Source organism: Komagataeibacter rhaeticus (assembly GCF_011611525.1).
In the GTDB taxonomy this organism is placed as follows: domain Bacteria; phylum Pseudomonadota; class Alphaproteobacteria; order Acetobacterales; family Acetobacteraceae; genus Komagataeibacter; species Komagataeibacter rhaeticus.
This window is the reverse complement of the sequence record NZ_CP050139.1, coordinates 2,205,834-2,225,795: the sequence shown is the minus strand read 5'-3', so window position 1 is coordinate 2,225,795 and position 19,962 is coordinate 2,205,834. Positions and strand designations below refer to the sequence as shown.

16 protein-coding genes and 3 tRNA genes are annotated in these 19,962 nt (G+C 61.7%); 8 read left to right on the top strand and 11 right to left on the bottom strand.

Translation table 11 applies throughout. The annotated features are described in order from the left end of the window. The first annotated feature begins 165 nt into the window (after positions 1–165). Positions 166–1,434, top strand: a complete 1,269-nt coding sequence (locus GWK63_RS10115) for an O-antigen ligase family protein (protein ID WP_007399861.1) — start codon at positions 166–168, stop codon at positions 1,432–1,434. Between the two features lie 193 nt (positions 1,435–1,627). After that, complete coding sequence (locus tag GWK63_RS10110) at positions 1,628–3,007, top strand: lipopolysaccharide biosynthesis protein (protein ID WP_007399862.1); 1,380 nt, start codon at positions 1,628–1,630, stop codon at positions 3,005–3,007. A 150-nt stretch (positions 3,008–3,157) separates the two neighbouring features. On the opposite strand, the gene GWK63_RS10105 is transcribed toward GWK63_RS10110, so the two are convergent. Then, entirely contained in the window at positions 3,158–5,278 is a 2,121-nt protein-coding gene (locus GWK63_RS10105; protein WP_396415478.1) for a TonB-dependent receptor, read from the bottom strand. Between the two features lie 114 nt (positions 5,279–5,392). Further along, positions 5,393–5,860, bottom strand: a complete 468-nt coding sequence (locus GWK63_RS10100) for a DUF2946 domain-containing protein (RefSeq protein WP_223846515.1) — start codon at positions 5,858–5,860, stop codon at positions 5,393–5,395. A 609-nt stretch (positions 5,861–6,469) separates the two neighbouring features. Between GWK63_RS10100 and GWK63_RS17260 the strand changes: the two genes are divergently transcribed. Then, the gene (locus GWK63_RS17260) at positions 6,470–6,871 is read left to right on the top strand and encodes a TonB family protein (protein WP_223846514.1); all 402 of its coding nucleotides are present in this window, start codon (positions 6,470–6,472) and stop codon (positions 6,869–6,871) included. Positions 6,872–6,995: 124 nt separating this feature from the next. Here GWK63_RS17260 and GWK63_RS10090 read toward each other — a convergent pair whose 3' ends face one another. Further along, complete coding sequence (locus GWK63_RS10090; RefSeq protein ID WP_112210196.1) at positions 6,996–7,583, bottom strand: sulfatase-like hydrolase/transferase; 588 nt, start codon at positions 7,581–7,583, stop codon at positions 6,996–6,998. Positions 7,584–7,641: 58 nt separating this feature from the next. Here GWK63_RS10090 and istA point away from each other — a divergent pair, with 58 nt between their 5' ends. Beyond that, positions 7,642–8,808, top strand: a complete 1,167-nt coding sequence (gene istA, locus GWK63_RS10085; protein ID WP_408885767.1) for an IS21 family transposase — start codon at positions 7,642–7,644, stop codon at positions 8,806–8,808. A 60-nt stretch (positions 8,809–8,868) separates the two neighbouring features. Here the strand turns inward: istA and GWK63_RS10080 are convergent, their stop codons facing one another. The 6 genes from GWK63_RS10080 to GWK63_RS10055 form a co-directional block, all read right to left on the bottom strand. Beyond that, on the bottom strand, positions 8,869–10,062 hold the full coding sequence (locus tag GWK63_RS10080) for a sulfatase-like hydrolase/transferase (RefSeq protein WP_157772001.1): 1,194 nt from the start codon (positions 10,060–10,062) through the stop codon (positions 8,869–8,871). A 722-nt stretch (positions 10,063–10,784) separates the two neighbouring features. Beyond that, positions 10,785–10,861: transfer RNA gene (locus tag GWK63_RS10075), tRNA-Arg, on the bottom strand. 26 nt (positions 10,862–10,887) lie between these two features. Then, positions 10,888–11,193 (bottom strand): ETC complex I subunit, encoded by a 306-nt coding sequence (locus GWK63_RS10070; protein ID WP_034930737.1) that lies wholly within the window; start codon positions 11,191–11,193, stop codon positions 10,888–10,890. Between the two features lie 21 nt (positions 11,194–11,214). Next, positions 11,215–11,291: transfer RNA gene (locus tag GWK63_RS10065), tRNA-Pro, on the bottom strand. Between the two features lie 138 nt (positions 11,292–11,429). Beyond that, on the bottom strand, positions 11,430–11,912 hold the full coding sequence (gpt, locus tag GWK63_RS10060) for a xanthine phosphoribosyltransferase (protein WP_166498143.1): 483 nt from the start codon (positions 11,910–11,912) through the stop codon (positions 11,430–11,432). Beyond that, positions 11,912–12,277, bottom strand: coding sequence for a tRNA-binding protein (locus GWK63_RS10055; protein ID WP_007400149.1), 366 nt, complete (start codon positions 12,275–12,277; stop codon positions 11,912–11,914). The genes gpt and GWK63_RS10055 overlap by 1 nt, the downstream gene beginning before the upstream one ends. A gap of 107 nt (positions 12,278–12,384) precedes the next feature. Here GWK63_RS10055 and GWK63_RS10050 point away from each other — a divergent pair, with 107 nt between their 5' ends. Next, the gene (locus GWK63_RS10050; protein ID WP_007400150.1) at positions 12,385–13,653 is read left to right on the top strand and encodes an MFS transporter; all 1,269 of its coding nucleotides are present in this window, start codon (positions 12,385–12,387) and stop codon (positions 13,651–13,653) included. Here the strand turns inward: GWK63_RS10050 and GWK63_RS10045 are convergent. Next, positions 13,650–14,876 carry a cation:proton antiporter gene (locus GWK63_RS10045; protein WP_007400151.1) on the bottom strand — a complete coding sequence of 409 codons (1,227 nt, stop codon included), beginning with the start codon at positions 14,874–14,876 and terminating at the stop codon, positions 13,650–13,652. The two genes, GWK63_RS10050 and GWK63_RS10045, sit on opposite strands and share 4 nt — an antisense overlap. 384 nt (positions 14,877–15,260) lie before the next feature. Here GWK63_RS10045 and GWK63_RS10040 point away from each other — a divergent pair, with 384 nt between their 5' ends. Together GWK63_RS10040 and GWK63_RS10035 are read left to right on the top strand one after the other, a co-directional pair. Beyond that, a complete protein-coding gene (locus GWK63_RS10040) occupies positions 15,261–15,788 on the top strand; it encodes a GlcG/HbpS family heme-binding protein (RefSeq protein ID WP_039999939.1) in 528 nt (175 codons plus the stop codon). 255 nt (positions 15,789–16,043) lie between these two features. Next, positions 16,044–18,005: a superinfection immunity protein gene (locus GWK63_RS10035; protein ID WP_223846513.1), complete on the top strand. Its 1,962-nt coding sequence runs from the start codon at positions 16,044–16,046 to the stop codon at positions 18,003–18,005. 579 nt (positions 18,006–18,584) lie between these two features. Here the strand turns inward: GWK63_RS10035 and GWK63_RS10030 are convergent. After that, a tRNA-Asn gene (locus GWK63_RS10030) sits at positions 18,585–18,660 on the bottom strand. A gap of 143 nt (positions 18,661–18,803) precedes the next feature. Between GWK63_RS10030 and GWK63_RS10025 the strand changes: the two genes are divergently transcribed. After that, on the top strand, positions 18,804–19,889 hold the full coding sequence (locus GWK63_RS10025; protein ID WP_007400160.1) for an ABC transporter substrate-binding protein: 1,086 nt from the start codon (positions 18,804–18,806) through the stop codon (positions 19,887–19,889). The last annotated feature ends 73 nt before the right edge of the window (positions 19,890–19,962 follow it).

The window sequence follows — 19,962 nt, the reverse complement described above, 5'->3', positions numbered from 1 at the left end:
TTATATCAAGGCATTATTTTGACGCGCCACAATACGATTTGAATGCAGCCGACAGGACTTGCCAGATGGCCCGCATGGCTGGCAGGAGGGGGCCAGCCCGGCGCCTTGCCGGGCAGGCACACAGGGCGCCAGAAAAGCCGGAGCGTGTGCACGGGGAGGGGACGGATGCGGCAGGTCGAGTGGTGGATACTGCGGGTTGCGACCGGCCTTGTGCTGCCCATGCCTCTCCTGTTGCTTTACGCGCTGGCCCCGGCGGAAATCGTGATGACGGCGGTGGCCATCCTGTTCGTGATCCATTGCGTGCTGTGCCGTCACTGGAACTGGCTGCGGCAGGGCTGGGTGCTGGTGGCGGCCCTGCTGTGGGGGGATATCGTGCTGTGCGCGGGTCTTGCGGATGGCGCGCGCGGGATGCTGCACGCCGCGGGTTTCAGCCGGTATTTCGTGTTTGTCGCGGCCCTTCAGGCATGGGTGCTGCCGTGTGCGGCAGTACGGCGGGTCCTGGCGCGCGCCTATGGGCTGGTGGCGCTGTGGCTGGTTGCGGGGTGCTGGCAGCAATATCTGTGCGGGCGGAATTTCATGGGATATGGCCGCTGGGCGGATGGTGCGCTGCTGGGGCCGCTATGGGCGCCACGCGCGGGGCATGCGCTGGTCATGACCGCCCTGCCGGGGCTGTTTCCCTACCTGATCACGCTGTCGGAGCGTGCGGGCGGGTATGGACGGCTCAAGGCGGCGGCCCTGCTGCTGGGGCTGGTGCTGACCATGGTGTTGGTGGCCCAGCGCATGCCGCTTTTGCACATGCTGGCCGCCATGGGGGTGGTGGGCCTGCTGGTGCCACGGCTGCGGGCGGGTGTTCTGGCGGTGGTGGTGCTGGGAGCAGGGGGCGTTGCCCTGTCGCCCCTGCTGGCGCCCCAGGCCTATGACAAGCTGGTCGTGAACCTTGTCACGCATATGCATGCCTTTGCCGACAGCCCGTATGGCATGCTGTTCATCCGCGCCGGGGTGATGATTGCGCGGCATCCATGGTCGGGGCTGGGATTCGACGGCTTCCGCCATGCCTGCCCGGACCCGGCCTATTTCCATGGCCTGCCCTGGCTGGGGGTGGCGGAAGGCCCGCATGGCGGTGCCGTGGGGTGCAACCTGCACCCGCACAATTTCTATCTGCTCATGGGCACGATGGGGGGGCTGCCCGCGATGGGGCTGTTTGCCGCGCTGGCCGTGTGCCTGCTGGTTCCCATGTGGCGCGGGCTGGTGGGGGCGCATGACCCGTGCCGGCTGATGCTGGCCATTACGGCGGCGCTGGTGCTGTGGCCGGTCCAGTCCACCAGTTCACTGCTGACACAGCCCACGGCGGGGTGGATGTTCATGGCCATCGGGTGGGGGCTGGCGGCCGCGCCAGTTGCCTCTCAATTGCAGTTCATGCGCGGCAGGGACTAGCACCGGCCGCCGGGGCGCACTAAGGTGCCGCATGACATGGGGCGTATGGAACCGGAACAGTGCGGGCGCAAGCCGCGTGGGCCGGGTCAGGTACGTCTGCAGCAAGGGAGCCTGCGCTATCGTTTTGGCCTGTTGTTCTAAGGAAACGTGTCCGGGGCCGGCCCGTGCGCGGGTTTTGTGCGCGTGACCGTTCATGTCCACTGACGAACGCGATGCGCTCAAGCGTATCTTTGGCAATACCGGCTTCCTGATTGCCGGGCGCGCGACCAATGCCATCTGCAGCTTCGTGTATGTGGCGTGGGCGGTGCGCGCGCTGGGACTGCGGCAGTTTGGCGTGCTCATGCTGGTCACCACGTTTGCCGCGGCGGTGTCGGCCGCCACGCATCTGCTGTCCTGGCAGCCGCTGCTGCATTACGGGACCGATCCCTTCACCAATGGCAGGCGGGCCGAGTTCTCGCGCGTGCTGGCGTTCTGCATCCGGGCCGATTACCTGAGCGGGGGCGTGGGCTGGCTGGTGGGCACGGTGGGGGTGGCGCTGTTCGGCACCTATATGGGCTGGCCGGTGGGGGACCAGGGGGCGGCCATGCTGTACATGCTGACCATCGCGTTCATGAACACAAGCTGGTCGGCCGGGGTGTTCCGGCTGTGCAATTCCTTCTGGCTGACCATGCTGACCGACCTGTCGGGCGCGCTGGTGCGCACGGTGGGGTCGGGTATCGGTTTTTTCTGCCATTTCGGGCTGGATTATTACCTGCTGGTCTGGAGCCTGACACAGCTTGTCATGTTCATCAGCAGCACCGCGCTGGGCTGGATGCAGGTCCGGCGTTCGGGGGGGACGTCGGGTTTCAGCCTGTTTTCACGGCTGCGCGCGGGCGATGCGCCGGGGATCTGGCGCTTCACGCTTTCCACCAGCTGCAACCACCTGCTGGGCTCGGTCTTCAACCAGTTCGGCACGCTGCTGGTCGGTGGCGTGCTGGGGCCTGCGGATGCCGCTGTCTACCGCGTCTCCCGCCAGATTGGCGAGGGGATTGCCAAGCCCGCCCAGCTTATGATGCCCGCCCTTTATCCCGAACTGATCCGCCTGCGCGAAAAGCAGGACTGGTATGGAATCAAGCGCGTGGTGCGCAAGCTGTTCCTTATGATCGGGGGGTTCTCCATCCTGCTCATGGGGGTGGCGATGGTGCTGGGCAACACGCTGCTGACATGGATGCTGCATGTGCACTGGCATGGCGGGCGCTCGCTGATCATGCTGATGCTGGGCAGTGCGATACTGGGGCTGGGCGTCGTGCCACTGGAACCGCTGCTGACGGTGATCGGCCAGGTCTCGCAGGTGCTGAAGGGGCGCATCATCGTGACCCTGACCTACCTGCCGCTGGTCTACGGCATGACCATGGCGTGGCATCTGGAGGGGGCGGCGGCGGCGGCGGACGTGGCGGCGCTGATCATGCTGTGTATCTGCCTGCGCCCGGTCATTGCCTGGTTCCGCCGCGTGGCCCCGGGCCGCAGGCCGCCCCATGATGATGCCGCGCCTGTGGTGGTGCCTGGCTCCACGCGGGAGGGGACGGGTCTGTAACCGTCCCCCCGTTGCGAGAACAATAAAAGTTTTTGGGTGCCGCCTTTTTTCAAAAAGGCGGCGTTTTCCGAAGCTTTTTGAAAAAAGCTTCACCAAGAACGTCTTTGGTTGCCTGCGGCCGCGTTTCGCGGGCCGCTTTTTTATATTCTCCTAGAAACTGGCCGTAAGGCTTACATTGAACGACCGCCCCATGCCCGGCAGGGCGCGCAGGGTGCCGGTGGCCGCGTCATCTGCCAGCGACCAGCCGCCCAGCGGCAGTTCGTATTTCTGGTTCAGCACGTTGTCGATGCTGGCATCCAGCGTCATGTACCGCCAGTGATACTGCCCGCCCAGGCCCAGCAGGGCATAGCCGGGGGTGCGGGGTTCATTACGCACCCAGTCCACGCTGTCCTTGGCCTTGACGAAGGTCATTTCCACCCGGCCGGTCCAGTTCCGCCACGTCTCATGCACGGCCACGCTGCCGTTGGTGGGCATCTGGTGGTACAGGGCCGCGCCATTGGTCAGGTCCTGACCGCGCACCCAGTTGATGTTGGCCACGATTTCCCCGCGTCCGAAACGGGTGTTCTGCCACAGCCGGTAATTGCCCGAGCCGTTGATGCCGTAGCTCTGCGCGTTGTGGTTGACGAAGCCCAGCGTGTAGAAGCCGTTGCTGGCGGCAGCCAGGCGCTGCGCGTTCACGTAATTATGGGTGTAGGTGTAATAGGGCTGGATTTTCAGGTCCCACCTGTCGCCATCGGGGTCGTGCCAGTCCGCGGTGACGGAGGCGGTATTGGCCACCTCGGGCTTCAGGTCCGGGTTGCCCACATAGCCATTCCCGTCGCCAAACCAGTTGATCATGCTGCTGACCATGGCCGAGCGGCCCCATGCATAGCGTTCATACAGGTTGGGGGAGCGGGTCTTGCGTGCGTAACCGCCCTCGATCGACAGGTCGCGCCGGGGCTTCCAGCGCACCAGGGCCGTGACATCGAAGTTCACGTCCGTGCGCCCCCGGTCGGTGGCGTTGAAGGCGTTGGCGGCGGCAATGTTGGCGTTGCTCATCATGGACGGGGTGGAGGAATAGCCTGATACCGGCCCCGTATTCATCATGACCAGGTCATTGCGGAAACCCAGCAGCGTGGAGACGCGCGGGGTCCAGGCCGCTTCCCATTCCACAAAATGGCCCAGCCGGTCACGGTGGCCGTTATTGATGCTGTGATAGGTGTCCGGCCCCATCATCATGCTGCCCGCAACCGGCGGCCACCAGTCATTCAGGCCGGAATGGTCAAACGAACTGCCCAGCCGCAGGGTATGTCTCTCCGCCAGCGGGATCGTGGCCTTCAGGCTGTAGCCGGCCATGCGGGCATTGGTGTTCATGGGCATGTGGGTGGTCTTCTGCCGGTCGGGCAGGAAGTCCATGGCATGGTCCTCGCGCTGCCAGTAGCCGCGCGCTTCCAGTGTGCCCCAGTCGAAGGTGCCGACATACTTGCCGTTCACGAAGGTGGAGCGGTTGTTGGTCATGTCCATATACTGGTTGGCGAAGCCTTCATGCGGTGTGTCCTGCTGGCCGAAGGTCAGGGCCAGCAGGTGGTTGTCCTTGTGCATGCCAAAGGTCACGGCATGGTTGTAGGTCAGGTAACTGGTCGAGCGGACCGTGCCCGCATCGCCCCCGCCGCTATAGTCGCCCGCCTGCGCGTAGGAGGCATTGTAGCGCAGGCTGAACATGTCGTTCGCCACCGTAAGGCTGCCTGACGCGCCATAGCCGCCGCCATTGCTGCGATAGGTGCCGGTCACATGGCCGGTGACCAGTATCCTGCCGTGTTTTGCAAATTGCGGGTCGCGGCGTTCCACATCCACGGTGCCGCCGGTGCTGTCACCGCCCATGCTGACCGGCGTGATGCCGGCGATGGCGGTGGCGGTATCGACGCTGTCCGGGTCGATGAAGGACAGGGCGGGGTTCATATGGTTGGGGCAGCCCGAGGCAATGCGCACGCCATCGACCACGGTGGCCACCCGGTCATCCGCCATGCCGTTGAGCACCGGCAGCGCGGCCAGGCCGCCTGCGGCATAGGTGCTGACACCGGGCTGGTTGCGGAACAGGCTGGCCGCATCCGGGCTGCTCAGGCGGGCGCTCGTGCGGTCGATGGTGGAAGGGCTGCTGGCCGAAAGCGGGCGTTCGCCCATCGGGGTGTCCTCGGCCGTGTCCTCGATCGACAGGCCGGGCAGGGTTACGGTGGTCTCGGCATGGGCGGCAAGCGGATGCAGGCTGCCGGCCAGCAGCCAGCAGCCAGCCACCCGCCACCACGGCCAGGGGCGTGGGCGTTTTTTTGATGAAAGTCACTTTTCATGTCCTGAACGGAAAACGGAACGCGCATGCCCATGCGGGCATGCGACAGCGCATGACGGGGTTCAGGAAACGGAAGGTGGCCCGCGTGACGGGGGCAGCCCCAGCGGGGCGGTGGGGGGCGCACGGGGCTGGCGTGGCTCATGGCGTGCATGGGCCCAGGCCACGGGGGGCAGGGGCAGGAAAGGCGCCATGGCCAGCGCAAGGGTGGGCAGGTGCAGAAGCGGGCAGAGCGGGCAGCCTTCGGCATGGTCATGCCCGGTATGGGGCATGGGCGCATGCGGGTGGGCGGCCATCGCGCCCGTCATGGCATGATGGGCGGGACCCATGTCCATGGCGGGCATGGCGGTTGTGTGCCTGACGGGGGCGATATCGATTCCCGTCAGCCGCATGATGGTGCCGCGGGGCAGTTCCCCCGGCAGGCTGCGGCTTTCGATCAGCAGTTGCCCCCACAGCCCCATGCACGCGCACAGCACCATGATCCAGCGGATCACAGGCATGTCCTGCATGAAGGGGTGGCGGGCGTGGCCCATGATTGAACTGGTACTTTCCGGTTGTAAGATAAGACGGTAACAGGTGTGTGTTGTCAGGGGTGCGCCCCGTTTTGTCAAATGACAAGACTGCCCGCCCCGCCGCCCGTAGTGGATGAAACCGTGACGCAACAGCAAGACAGGATGGCAGGCAGGCTGCTTGTGGACCATGCCACAGGCACACGTCGGGGCACGGCCCGGCTGGCCGTGGGGTGGGCGGTACTGCTGGCCGTGCTGGGTCATGGTGTGGTCGCCGCATGGCTGCTGCCCGGCCATGCGCCACTGCCCGCGCCACCGGGCGAAAAAACCGGCATCCAGGTCTTTTTTGACCGGCCGGTGGTTGCACCCCCGCCCGAAACGCCTACGCCTACGCCTACGCCTACGCCTACGCCTACGCCTACGCCTACGCCTACGCCTACGCCTACGCCTACGCCTGCGCCTGCGCCTACGCCTGCGCCTGCGCCTGCGCCTGCGCCTGCGCCTGCGCCTGCGCCTGCGCCTGCGCCTGCGCCTACGCCTGCGCCACAGCCTCCGGCTTCCCCGTCGCCTGCCGTGCGGGTCCCTGCCGCACGCATGGAGGTAAAAGACCAGAAGCCTCCGGTTCCCGCACCCATGCAAAGGCATGTCCTGCCCCCATCGGTCCGCTCATCCGCCGTCGCGGCACAGGCTGTTCCTGGTGCTGGCGCCCCGGCCGTGGCCGGTCCCTCCGGCGCGGTGGCGCAGGGGGCATCTGCCGCGGTAGCCCCGGCCGCCCCGTCAAAGCCACGCTGCACGCCCCCCGCATGGCGGTACCCGGCAATGGCCCGGCACCTGCATGAGGAAGGCAGTGCCCTGGTTGACGTGACCCTGGGGGCGCAGGGTCAGGTACGGCAGGCCAGCCTGCACAGCAGCACCGGCTACGATGATCTTGACAGCACGGCGCTTGCCGCTGCCCGCAACATCAGTTGCACGGGAAGCGCCAGCACGCTGGCAGGCATGCATGTTCTGCTGCCCGTCACGTTTCACCTGCACTGAAGCCGCCATCATGTTGCGCGGGCATGGCAAAAAATAGTGGTGGTGGCAGGATCACGCCGCCATGCCGGCCGGGTCGGCGCAACGCCCATGTTCTGGCCATCCGCCTGCAACGGATGGTAGCCTGTCAGCCGCCATAAGCCTGGATGTCCTGAACAATGGACTGCCTGTTACCGGGTAGTTTGACAGGTGTCACCACGTTCCGATCCGTCGTGTAATATTCCAGCCCCAGTGCCGACAGATGGTCGAAATCCGAGTGACATATCGTATCGAAAAGGGAGCAGCCCAGAAATATCGTCCTGAAATTCCGGATGCCGACAAGATCCATGATCGTTGGCGCGATATCAAGGCTGTTCTTCCCGTTGGCATCAATCTGGAGGTCGCCCGTCGAGTTCTTTTTGTAAATGATGAGCGGCACCTGATCTACAAAATACCTGTCTTTCAGATTGAATGTATTAAGGAAATTCGGGTCCGGGTAGGTCGCGTGGTCTGCGGTGAAGATCAGGATCGTATCATCGGAAACGGGACTGTTATTGAAATGTTGCAGGAATTCACCAAATTGACGGTCCATGTTGTAGAATTTGTTCAGATAGGGGTTCTTCCCGTGTGAGTGCTGGTTGTAATCTCCCCAAATGTGCTGGTTGAAAATTCCCCAGTTTGAGGACTGTGCGTGATCGTCATGGGGGCATGCCCCCATGACGATCACGCGGCACATTTATCCCTGCTGATGCCAAAGGAAGGGCGAGCAGGTGATAGGACTCAGGGAGGTCGTTTTGATCCAGGAACTCAAAAGACAGGGGCTCAGCATCAGCGCCATCGCGCGCCAGACAGGGCTCGATCGCAAGACAGTGAAGAAGTATCTGGCCAATGGGCTGGAGACTCCAGCCTATGCACCGCGTAAACCGGTGGCCAGCGCAGCAGAACCTTATCGAACCTATCTGTTGGAGCGGATGGCAAGTTATCCCGGACTTTCATCGCGCAGGCTGCATCGTGAAATTCGCGACATGGGATATGACGGTGCCTATTCATCGCTGACGGAATATCTCCGGCAAATCCGCCCCCCGCTGCCCAGGCCTTATGAGCGGCGCTTCGAGACCGGAGCCGGCGTTCAGGCGCAGGTCGATTTTGCGGAATTCCAGACAGTCTTCACCGGCGAGCCAGGCATCGTGCGCAAGGTCTGGTTGTTCAGCATGGTGCTGGGGCACAGTCGCTGGCTGTGGGGACGTTTCTGCCCGAACCAGGGTCTGGAAACAGTGATGCGTTGCCACATCGCCGCCTTCGAGGCGATGGCGGGCTGCTGCACGGAAATTCTCTACGATCGCATGAAGACCGCTGTCATCGGTGAGGATGATGCGGGCGTGGTGACCTACAATGCCTCGCTGGTGGCGCTTCTGGCCCATTATGGCAGCGCCCCCAGAGCCTGCCAGCCCTATCGCGCCAAGACCAAGGGCAAGGTCGAGCGACCCTTCCGCTACATCCGTCAGGACTTCTTCCTTGGCCGCAGCTTCCATGATCTCGATGACCTCAACGCCCAGTTCGACGTCTGGCGCGCGGATATCGCCAACGCGCGGGCACATGCCACCACCGGGCGGATCGTGCAGGAGCATTTTGCACAGGAGCAGCCCCATCTGCATCCATTGCCTGCCCTGCGCTACGATGCTGTTCTGAGCGTCGAGCGGCGGATCAGCCGCGAGGGGATGGTGGCGGTGGCCGGCAATTATTACAGTGTGCCTGACACTGCCCGCCGTCGCGTGGTCGAGATCCAGCACCATACACATGAAGTCGTCGTCCACATCGAAGGTGCCAGCTATCGCCTGCGCCAGCATGCCGATCTGATCCCCGAGCATACACGGGCCCACGCCAATCTGATGCCACCGGCAGCGCCAAAGCGCCGCGGTAGGCCCCCAAAGCATGGAGCTATCGATCACCTCAATGGCTGATCACCATATCCGTGCTGGGGAATTTTCCGACAGCACATGTGGGGAATTTTGAAACAGCATTTACATCCCGTCCTTGTATCTGAATTCGGGACTGTCCAGGCCAACATGCGTGCCGACCGTATAGATGCCATAGTAGAAAGGTCTGGCCTGTTCATGAAGTATCTGGATGTTTTTCCATAACAGCCTGTATGAATCGCCATCGGTCAGATCATTATTTGTCAGCCATTTAACCGCCATTCCCGGTGGTACGGGCCATTTTGTACGGGCAGTGGCGTTGATGTCTTCCATGGTAAATAAATGATTGAAGTCCATCGTGGACATCATCTGGGACAGATTGTCATTAATGGAGCAGGGTAGCTGGAAAAATGTATTATATCCATTTTCCTGGAATATTTCTGGCAATGTTGTAATTGATTTTCCAGATTTCATTTTATCCAATATTTCTTTATGGGAAATCTGTCCCAGCCCCATGCTGCTTTCGGTATAGCCACCCGTCATCTGGTAGAACGATGCGTTCTGCCCACGTAACCCACGGAATGTCGCTGCGGTGTGATTGAAATATCCGGTATAATGTAAAGAATTATGCATCAATCCCCATATGTTGGGGGTAAGCTCTGGAGAGATGACGGCAAGGGATGTACCTTCCGTGAATATTACGATTACGTTGTAATGTTTTCGTTCTATAGGGTTACTGTTTTTTTCTGGATAATATATAAAATCGTGCTGTAATTTTTTTACTTCCATTTTTTGATTTTTGAGCATATTCCATACAAACAGTCTTTCTTCCGTGACTGAAACGATTGGCTTGAAAAATTCATAAGAAGAAGAATGTTTTATTCCAAGCAGGATTGGTATGGATATTAAGGCACTGTAAAAACTAAAATTTATACCAGATAGAAATACAATAAGAACGGAACCGATTTCTATAATGCTGGCCCAGAGCATATTGAGGCTGCCGATAACGGCTGGATGTCCCAAATTTTCAAGTGCAAGGGGGGAAAGTACATTGCCTGATATTGAAATGGAGGATAACTGGACAGCCAGTATGAATCCATAAAATAAACGCATAAAAATTTCTATCATCCTGTAGGATGATCCAAATAGAGCGCAAATTGACAGGATAACTATAAACTCAAAAGAATATAAAAAAAGTTCAATATATTTTTTATTTTCGATACAAATTGAAAAAATAATTAATAACATTAATACTGTAAATCTTATTTTTTTATTGTAAAAAAAATCTGAAAAAATCATTTTGGAATGATCCAGCATATACAGTGATTGGATTTTATTTTTTCGTTATTTTTTTAACAGCTGGAATGTTTATATGTTTTATTATTTTATTAATAGTATGATAATGTTAAATTTATGCATTTTTGTTTTCTTATTGTAACGTTTTGTATGTAATACGAAGTGAAGTGTATTTTTTTACTAGGTACAATTTGATGCTATGCCTTCATGCATGGGCAACATTCACTACCGGCATGAGGCGCGTGTTGTTATGACTGGACAATAAAGAGGGGTGACGGATTGCGGCTGACCACCATTTCCGTGTTGTCCATCAATTGCGGCGAAAGGGCAGCGCGGCGGCTTTTGCGCGTTTTTTTTCAGGCGGCCTCCCGGGGGAGGTGTCTGCGCAGGATCACAGGCCGCGCCGGGGGCCTGCCACGCATGGGGGGATCGTATAGCCTGACTGAAACGAAGGGGCATAGCGTCCGGAATCGCCTTACATCGGCGACCACGGGACTGATTATTGCCAACGGAGCATTGTCACGCATCCGCCGCCACTGATGTGACAGTCACGGGCATGCGGTTATGGACAGTCAATCATGGGCGCAGCATCAGGAACCGGAAACCGGCATGGTAGTCCCGGTCACTGCGACACGCTGGGGTCGGTGCATACCGCAATGAGCCATAGTGCACTGCAAACCACCTGCAAACCGTGCAAACTTTTAAGCGGCCAACCCCTTGGAAACTGGCGCGCCCTGCTGGATTCGAACCAGCGACCCACAGCTTAGAAGGCTGTTGCTCTATCCAACTGAGCTAAGGGCGCAGGGCTTTTCTTGTGCCAGATCGGGTCTAATGCGTCCAGTTCTGGATACGGTCATAACGGAAATTATCGGCATAGGCCTTCGGGCGGCGGATGCGCGGGGCCGGGATCTCGATATCGAAGGCAATGCCGTTATGCGTGGCATAGGCCACGGCGCTGTCCTGATCGGGAAACTGCAGGCGAAGCTGGGATGGGGTATCCGCGCTGCCGGTCCAGCCCATCAGGGCATCGACATGGCGGGGGCGATTCTGCCCGTAATCCAGCACCCATGTATGGGTCATGGCCTGGCCGGACTGGCCAGCGGGTTTTGACTGCCTGTAAATCCGGGCTCGCATACTCATCCGTCTCCCTGGATATGGTCGGGGCGCCCGGACTCGAACCGGGGGCCTCGTGTACCCAAAACACGCGCGCTACCAGGCTGCGCCACGCCCCGCGACCACGAGCGGGAACCTATGGGGCAACTGCTGTTCTGGCAAGCACAATCTTGCAAAAAAATACCGTGCCCGTGGTGCCCGCGGCAAGCCGCGCGGGCGGATACGCTGAACAACACGTCGTGTGGGGCGGGACGGGGTCAGGCCTTGACCGCGGGCTTGCTGGCCAGGGGGGGGATGAACAGCGGCGCCGTATCCCACGGGAACAGCACCCATGTATCCTGCGGCACTTTCACCACGAAGATGTCGGTTACCGGCCGGCCGGAGGGCTTGGCATACAGGCACGCGAACACGGCCTTGGGCATGAGCTTGCGCACAAGCTGGGCGGTCACGCCCGAATCCACCAGGTCGTCAATGATCAGGAATCCTTCGCCATCCCCCGCGGCATCGGCGTTCTTGATCACGTTGGGCTCGCCCATCTTTTCCTCGTCATAGGTGACGACGGAAATGGTGTCGATCAGGCGGCAGTCCAGCTCACGGGCGATGATCGCGGCGGGGATCATGCCGCCGCGCGTGATGGCCACGATTCCCCTGAAGGGGCCACGCGTCATGAGCGTGCTGGCCAGCTGGCGGGCATCGCGGTGAAGCTGGTCCCATGTTACGGTTGCGTAGCTTGTAGCCATCAGAAAAGTCTTCCTCCATCGGGAACGCGGCCATCGGGGCGGATAAGGACGGCCTCGCCATTACTGTCGGGCATGCCCAGTGTCAGCACTTCGCTCCGGAAGGAGCCAACCTGGCGCGGGGGCACGTTGATGACCGCGCAGATCTGGCGACCGACCAGGCGTGCGGGCACATAACGGTGATTGACCCGCACCACCGAGGAGCGGACCCCGATATGGGGGCCGAAATCGATGGTCAGCCGGAAGGTATGCGGCGGTGTTTCGCGCACGGGGTGCGCATCCACGACCGTACCGGCCCGGATATCAAGCCAGTCCCGCTTATTCCCTTCCGTGCCGGGCACGGCGGCATGCTCTACAGGGTCTCTCATTCCACTGCTTTTGCCCGTGTCGGGGGGGATTTGCAAACAGGGGAACACACTTTTTTAAACATGCGGGCGTAGGCGATCTTCCCTGGCTGCTGTAAGGATGGCGGGTCATGCCCGCATCCCCCCCGTCCCCTCCTGCGCAAGGCGTTGATCCGTCATCTCCTTCGCGGCCACTCCACCGTCATCCGGGGCTGCTGGCGTTTCTTTGCGCGCGGACCGCGTCCTCCTTTTCCGCCTGCGTGCAGGCGGTGGCGGTGGGGTGGCAGATCTATGCACTGACCCACAGCACCACGGCACTGGCGCTTGTGGGGCTGGCGCAGTTCCTGCCCATGGCGGGGCTGCTGCTGCCCGCGGGCCATGCGGCGGATCACTTCAACCGCCGGCTGATCGTGGTGACGTGCCAGTGTATCGAGGCCCTTTCGGCGCTGCTCATGGCGGTGGGCGCCTTTGGCGGGTGGACCGCGCCGTGGATGATCTACGCCATGGTCATGGTGTTCGGCGCCGCCCGCGCGTTCGAGATGCCCTGCCAGCAGACCTTCCTGCCCTCGCTGGTGCCCGCGTCCGTGTTCCCGCGTGCTGCGGCCGTGTCCTCATCGCTGTTCCAGGCGGCGGCGGTGACCGGGCCGTCACTGGGCGGGCTGCTGTACGGGGCCGGGGCGGGGGTGTGCTACCTGGTCTGTGCCGTGGGGTTTGCCTGCGCGTGCGTGGGTACGCTGCGCATCCGCCTTGTCTTCACGCCCCGGCCACGGGTGCCGCTATCGGTTGCGACCTTTGTGGAGGTCATGCACTTCCTGCGCGCGCGCCCCGAGATGCTGGGGGCCATCTCGCTTGACCTGTTTGCCGTGCTGCTGGGGGGTGCGACCGCCATGCTGCCGGTCTATGCCAGTGACATCCTGCATGCCGGCCCCCTGGGGCTGGGGCTTTTGCGGGCGGCGCCCGCCATCGGGGCGGTGCTGTGCTCGGTCATTCTGGTGTGGAAGCCGCTCAACCGCCAGGCGGGGGCGCGCATGTTCCTGTCGGTTGCCCTGTTCGGGGTGGCGACACTGGTTTTCGCCCTGTCGCGCTCCATGGCGGTTTCCATCATCGCGCTGGCGGTGCTGGGGGCGGCGGATGTGGTCAGCGTGGTGGTGCGGGGCGCGCTGGTGCAACTGCGCACGCCCGACAGCATGCGCGGGCGGGTCTCGGCGGTGAACATGCTGTTCATCGGTTCCTCCAACCAGCTGGGTGAGTTCGAGAGCGGCATGCTGGCCAGCGTGATCGGCCCCACCGGTTCGGTGGCGCTGGGGGGAATTGGCACGCTGCTGATCACGGCTGTCTGGATACGCCTGTTCCCGACGTTATGGCACCTTGATCGCCTGGATGGCATTACCCCCGATTAGGGCGCGCGTGACGTCCCGCCCGGCCGGGGCGCAAACAGGCGGAAGAGCGGGCCGGTCAGCGCCGTGGAGATCACGGCCAGCACCATGAGGGAGGCGAACGCGAAGTCCGACAGCATGCCCTGCGCATGCAGGATGGTTGCCGCCACGATTTCCATAAGCCCCTTGCATTGTAGCAGCGAGCCGATGCCCAGCGCCTGCCGGGGCGTCAGCCCCGGCGCGGGCGGAAAGACATAGACCGACCCCATCTTGGCCAGGACGGAAATGACCACCAGCATGAGCGAGGCCACCACCGAAGGCCAGGTCAGCGCATCGCCATTGATATGCAGCCCGCTATGGCCAAAGAACATGGGCGCCAGCCAGATCAGGGAGAAGCGGCCCACCTGTTCCACCGGCAGGCGCGCCACCCAGCGCGGCGGCATGAGCGCCCCGGCAAAATACGCCCCGATCAGTTCATGCAGCCCCAGCTGCATGCTGGCCCAGGAACCCGCGGCCAGATAGACCGGCACCGCCAGCCAGATGACGGCCAGCGGCGGCCGGGGCATGTTGCGCGTGGCCCAGTTGCCGACAATGGCAAGGGCAGCCAGCAGCAGCACGGCCACCCCTTCCAGCCCGGTCCAGCCGTGCAGGGCGGCAGGCCCGCGGGCCGCGAACTGCAGCATGACCAGTCCCACCCACAGTGCCGCGTCATCCACCACCGCAAGCTTGAGCGCGATCTGGCCAATGGAACGCTGGCAGGGGTGCAGTTCGCGCACGATGCCGATCAGGACCGGCAGCGCGCTGACCGCGATGCACAGTCCAATGGCCATCGCCCCGATCAGCGGGCCGACATGCGGCGGCTGCCAGCCATGCAGCGGCAGGAAGAAAGAATAGACCAGCACCGACCCGATCACGAATGGCCCGCCCAGAGCCACCAGCGCGCCACCCAGAAGGCGCCCCAGCGATGGGGCGGGGATGGTATGGGCCGTGTCCCTGACCTCGGGCGGCTGCCACATTTCCAGCCCGGCGGTAAAGGCCAGCACCAGCACGGCCAGCCAGCCGATATTGTTGCCATAAACGGAAGGAATGCCGAACTGCCGCACCGGCACATGCAGGACGGCCAGCACGATGCCAAGCAGGATCGGCAGGACGACAATCGGCATCGCCCGGCGGAGCAGCCGCCACAGCCCCCATGGAAAAATAACAAAGAGGGCGGCATCAAGAACAAGTGCTGTAATGTTCGACAATATTCATCCTTTCCAATCAGTGGCGCCAAAAACGTATCTATAAAAAAATGAAATGTGAACTTTTATTTTTTATAAAATGGACAAAATATCGCTTTTCATAAGGTTTTCCTGAATTTTTTCCACTCTGCATGACGGGACGGTAATAAAGGGAACAGATGTTCTTGTGCGTCGGGACGCATGAAGCGGGCATGCTGCCAGGGCGGCCCGGATGCTGGCCTGTGCACAACGCCCGCATGCGCCGCCGGGTTTTCCGCCATCGGACAGGGGTGGGGCGTGGGCAGCCCGCAGGGGAGGGCACCGTTGTGTGTACGGTGGTTTTTAGGGTTGCGGGGTCGGTCTCCCGCCCCGCATCATGACACGCATGGCAGTGCGGGAGCGGGCGTGATGGTACACTGGGGCAGGGCGGTCCGTACCGCCGGGATGGTTGGCATGCTGGGTGCGGCCCCGGCGGCCCACGCGCAGGGGCATGTTGTCGTCACGCCCAAGCTGGACTGGATCACGGCCGCCCATCTGGCGGAGGAAGCGGTGCGGGCCTGTGCCACGCAGGGCTATTCCGTGACCGCCAGCGTGGTGGACCCGACGGGGCACCAGCAGGCCGTGATCAAGGGCGACAGCGTGCCGCTGCAGTCTCTCTCCGTCTCCTATCGCAAGGCGTACACGGCCTATGCCTACGGGCTGGCGTTCAACATGAACACGACCAGTGAACTGATTGCCGCCAGGGTGAGCGGCCCACCCAACGGGGCGCTCAATACCATTCCAGAGGTCCTGTTCGTGCCCGGTGGCGTGACCCTGCGCCGGGTGGGGGACAATGCCGTGCTGGGCGGCATTGGCGTATCCGGTGCCCCCGGTGGTGAAAAGGACGAAGCCTGCGCGCAGGCGGCGGTTGCGAAATTCCGGTCGGATTTCCATTAGCGGTCATGTGGGGCCGCGCACTGACACCAACAGGGAACGTTCCGGAATGCCGCCTTCGCCCGCATGGGGGGCTGGCGTCCGGGCTTTCTGAAACGGGGGTGCGAGAAAGCCTGCCCGGCCTGCCGGCTGTTCCCTGGACCGGCTTTTCATGCAGCCTGCTGGCGCATTGACGCGGAATCAATTCGTTACACGTCGTGTATCCTCTGCTTATATGACCAGAATGGATATGTACGCCCTTATGCGGAGCCGGATGGAATGAAGAAAACGGGCTGGACCGGTGTGATTGGCCCTGGTCTTGTATTTGCCGCGACAGTGGCCCTGCAGGCCCCCGCCCATGCGGCGGGGCAGCCGGTTATCGCCCCCCTGGCCCATGTCGATATGGGGGAAAGCCCGCAGGCAAAGGCCGCCGCGCAGGGGCTTGAGGCAACACTGACGGCCATGCCATCGCATCAGTGCGGCGTGGCCATGGCCTTCCAGCCCGCCGATGAACATGCCCCGGCATCGTGTTCCGTGGTCCGTCTTGCCATCCGTGACCCCGCCCGCCCACAGGCCGCGCCCCAGACCTTTCTGATTGCCCCCCATGGGCCGGATAGCGGGTACGAGCGCATGGAAATGGCGCTCTACCGCCTGGATGCCACGTCCACCCTGCCGCAGGTGATCGTATCCGCCTATACCGGCGGGGCGCATTGCTGCGAGGTCTCTTCCCTTTTCGGGCAGATGCCCGACGGGACATGGAAGGAAACCGACCTTGGCCAGAGCGATGGCGACGGCACGCCCACCATCGTGGATGCCGCCCATGACGGCAGGGCTGAAATTCAGGAAGTGGACCCGGCCTTTCTGTATACATTCGCATCCTACGCCGGGTCCTATCCCCCGCTCATCCTGAAGCGCTACCATGCGGGCCAGATGGAAACCGTAACCCGTGACCCGGCCTTCCGTCCCTATCTTGCCCGCCAGCTTGCCGGGGCACAGAAGGAATGGCTGGCCGATGACCGGCCGGAGCCGAACGGCTTTCTGGCCTATTACGTGGCCACGAAGGCCGAGCTTGGGGAATTCGGGCAGGGCTGGCAGTACATGCTGAAGCATGCCGAATACAGGACGGATGACATGTTCGGCATTTCCGCCTGTGACATGAAGCCCGCCGGCACGGAACAGTGCACGCCAGAGGAGCGCAAGTCCGTGCCGTTCCCGCAGGCACTGGCGTATTTCCTGCAGAAGAACGGCTACATCACGCCAGAACAGGCCAGTGCCGCCCCCATGACACCATCTGCCGACGGGGCACAGGACAGCGTGGCCGGGTCCGGTTATAGGCCGGATTTCTCCTGCGATCCGCCACCGGACCACAATGGTGTTGCCGTCATGCTCTGTCATGACAGTGGGGCTGCCCGGCATGAACTGCTGTTTGACCAGGTCTATTACGCCCTGCGCCAGCAGGTGGGCCGGGATGGATGGAAGGCCCTGCGGCAGGAGGTCATTGCCGATGAAAATGCGGCAGATCAGGGCTGCGGCCTGCCGGTGCCCGGCGCGGCCGATCAGGACGTGCCCGATGGCGCCGCCGCCTGTTACGCGGCGGCGATGGATCGCCTGACGGAGCGCTACCGCCAGCGGCTGGGCGGTACCGCGCTGGAAGAAGCCCGCCGCCCGCTTGACACGCACATTGCCCTGCAGCGCAGGCTGGTTGAACTGGGCTACCTGCCCGCAGGTACCGTGGCCGACGGGGTATATGGCGAAGCAACACGGGAAGCCATTGCCACATGGCAGCGCACCACGCACCGGCCCGAGACCGACGGCTTCGTGTCGGATGCGGACGCGCAGGTCCTGCTGCCCCCGGCGGTGATGGCCAGCGCCGGGCCTGCGGGCGACACGCAGCCCGTAGCGTCCGCGGCACCAGCACCCGTGGCGACCACACCCGCCACCACGGCGCCTGCGCACCGGGCGGACCTGCGTCTGTTCGGGTTCGGAATCGGGGTGATCCTTGTAATGGCGGTGTTCGGTACCTGCCTGTATTTCCTGCCGTTCGGGATTGCCTGCCTCCGGGATTCAACGGGAAAGGGGAGTGTCTTTGCCGTCAATTTCTTCTTTGGCTGGACGCTGCTGGGCTGGGTGGCGGCGCTGGTGATGGCGCTGTCGTTTGAAACCCGGGCTGACTACGAACTCCGGCGTCAGGCGATGATCAAAATTGTCGCGGGCGGCAGCGCGCCGGACAGTCATGCATAGTAAGAGACTGTTTGATAAGCCAGTTCATGACGGCGCTTTAAAATTAAAGGACGTTTTTGGTGAAGCCTTTTGCAGAAGCTTCGAAGGAGCGCCGCCTTTCTGAAAAAAGGCGGCACCCAAAAACTTTTATTGTTTTTTATCAATGAGCTGTTTTTAAACAGTTTCTAACGTGTGCGAGGGCGGCGACAGGTCTGTCTGGCTGGCAGGGACGGGCGTGTTGCCTGCTTCCCTTCCTGCCATTCGGAGGTTTCGGGATCGGCCCGCACCATTGTATGAATACTTCTGTTTCATATCAAAGGTTATGGTTTTTTCTTGCTTCATCCCCCAAACCGACGTGATGCGTTATGGCCATGCAGGACGGCTGCGGCCTGTTCATCCTGCCCCATACGAAGGATGTGTATTTTTCATCCGTCATGGCCCGGATGATCGTGAAGCAGGTCCAAAGGGCAGGCAGCATACTGAACCGCGCCGAACAGGCCGGTACGGTCCCAAACGGACAGCGCCCGTCGTGGTTCAATCACGGGCCAGGGTTCATTAAATCTGATCCCCGATCACTCGGCACTAATTTTTAAGGAAATATGGCTCCCGAAGTAGGACTCGAACCTACGACCCAGCGATTAACAGTCGCTTGCTCTACCAACTGAGCTATTCGGGATCAGCGTTGAGCAGCTTATAGCCACAGCGATGGGGGGGCGTAAACCCCCCTTTTGCACTTTTTTTAAAAAAGGGGAAAAAAGCGAACCGCGACCGGGTAAAGATAGGGTAATCCCCTCGCATCGCAGGAGAAATGATAGACAGATGGTAGATGAAAACACGCATGCGCGCCCACCACGCCTGCCGCGCCGCATGGTCCTGCCACTTCTGGCCGCGGCGGGCTGTGCGGTTGTGGGGGGGGAATGGATAACCAGCCGCCAGCAGGCGCGTATTGTCCGTCGGGATGATGCCCTGCTGGATGGCGAACCGCATGACATCACACTGTCATGGGCGTTCGCCCAGGCTTCCATACTGTATAATATCGCGCTGCGGCAGGATTTTTTCCAGCAGTACCATCTTGATGTGCAGTTGCGTCCGGGCGTGCTGTCAGGGCGGGATGCCATTGCCGACCTGCAGGCCGGGCGCAGCATGGCGGCGGTCGCCCCCGTCCTGTCATGGCTGCAGGCCTGTCAGGCCAGTCCCGACCTGCCAGTCCGGCTGGTCATGGGGCTGCAGGCGGGCACATTCCGGCTTCTGGTGCGCAAACGGCTGCGCATTGCCAAGATCGAGGATCTGGCAGGTCGCCGGATTGCCGTGCTGAATGCGGATATGGCCGACCGGCTGTTCTTTTCCGTCATCCTGCGCCGCAAGGGCCTGAACCCCGATACCGCGCCCGACTGGGTCATCCTGCCGCCGGACCAGATTGATGACGCGGTCATGGCCGGGACGGTGGATGCCGTGGCCCTGCACGACCCGCTGGCCTGGCAGCTTATGGGCAATCCGGCGCTGGAGCTGGTGGAACTGGTCAACAGCATAAACGGGCTGTACGCGCAGCGTACCAATCTTGCGCTTGGTGTCTCGACCGATCTGCTGGAACAGGCGCCCGGTGCCGCCGTGGCGCTGGTGCTGGCGTTGTACAATGCCGCGCGCTGGCTTCCCCCCCATGTGACGGAAGCGGCAACCCTGCTTGATGGCCGGATCGCGGGCATGCCGCAGGCGGCCATATTGCAGATGATGCATCACGAAGTGCTGGGCATAAGCCCGGTTGGGAATGAACTGAAGGTACAGATCGCCCGGTATGTGGATGAACTCAAGCTGCTGGGCCAGTTCCCTGACAGTCTGGATTCAGCCAGCTATGCCCGTCGTATTTCAGCCGATATCCTGCATCATGGCATGACCGCCGCGCCATAAGGTGGCGTATGTGTCAGTAAAAAGCTTTGGGGGCCGCCTTTTTTCAGAAAGGCGGCGTTATTCGAGGCTTCTG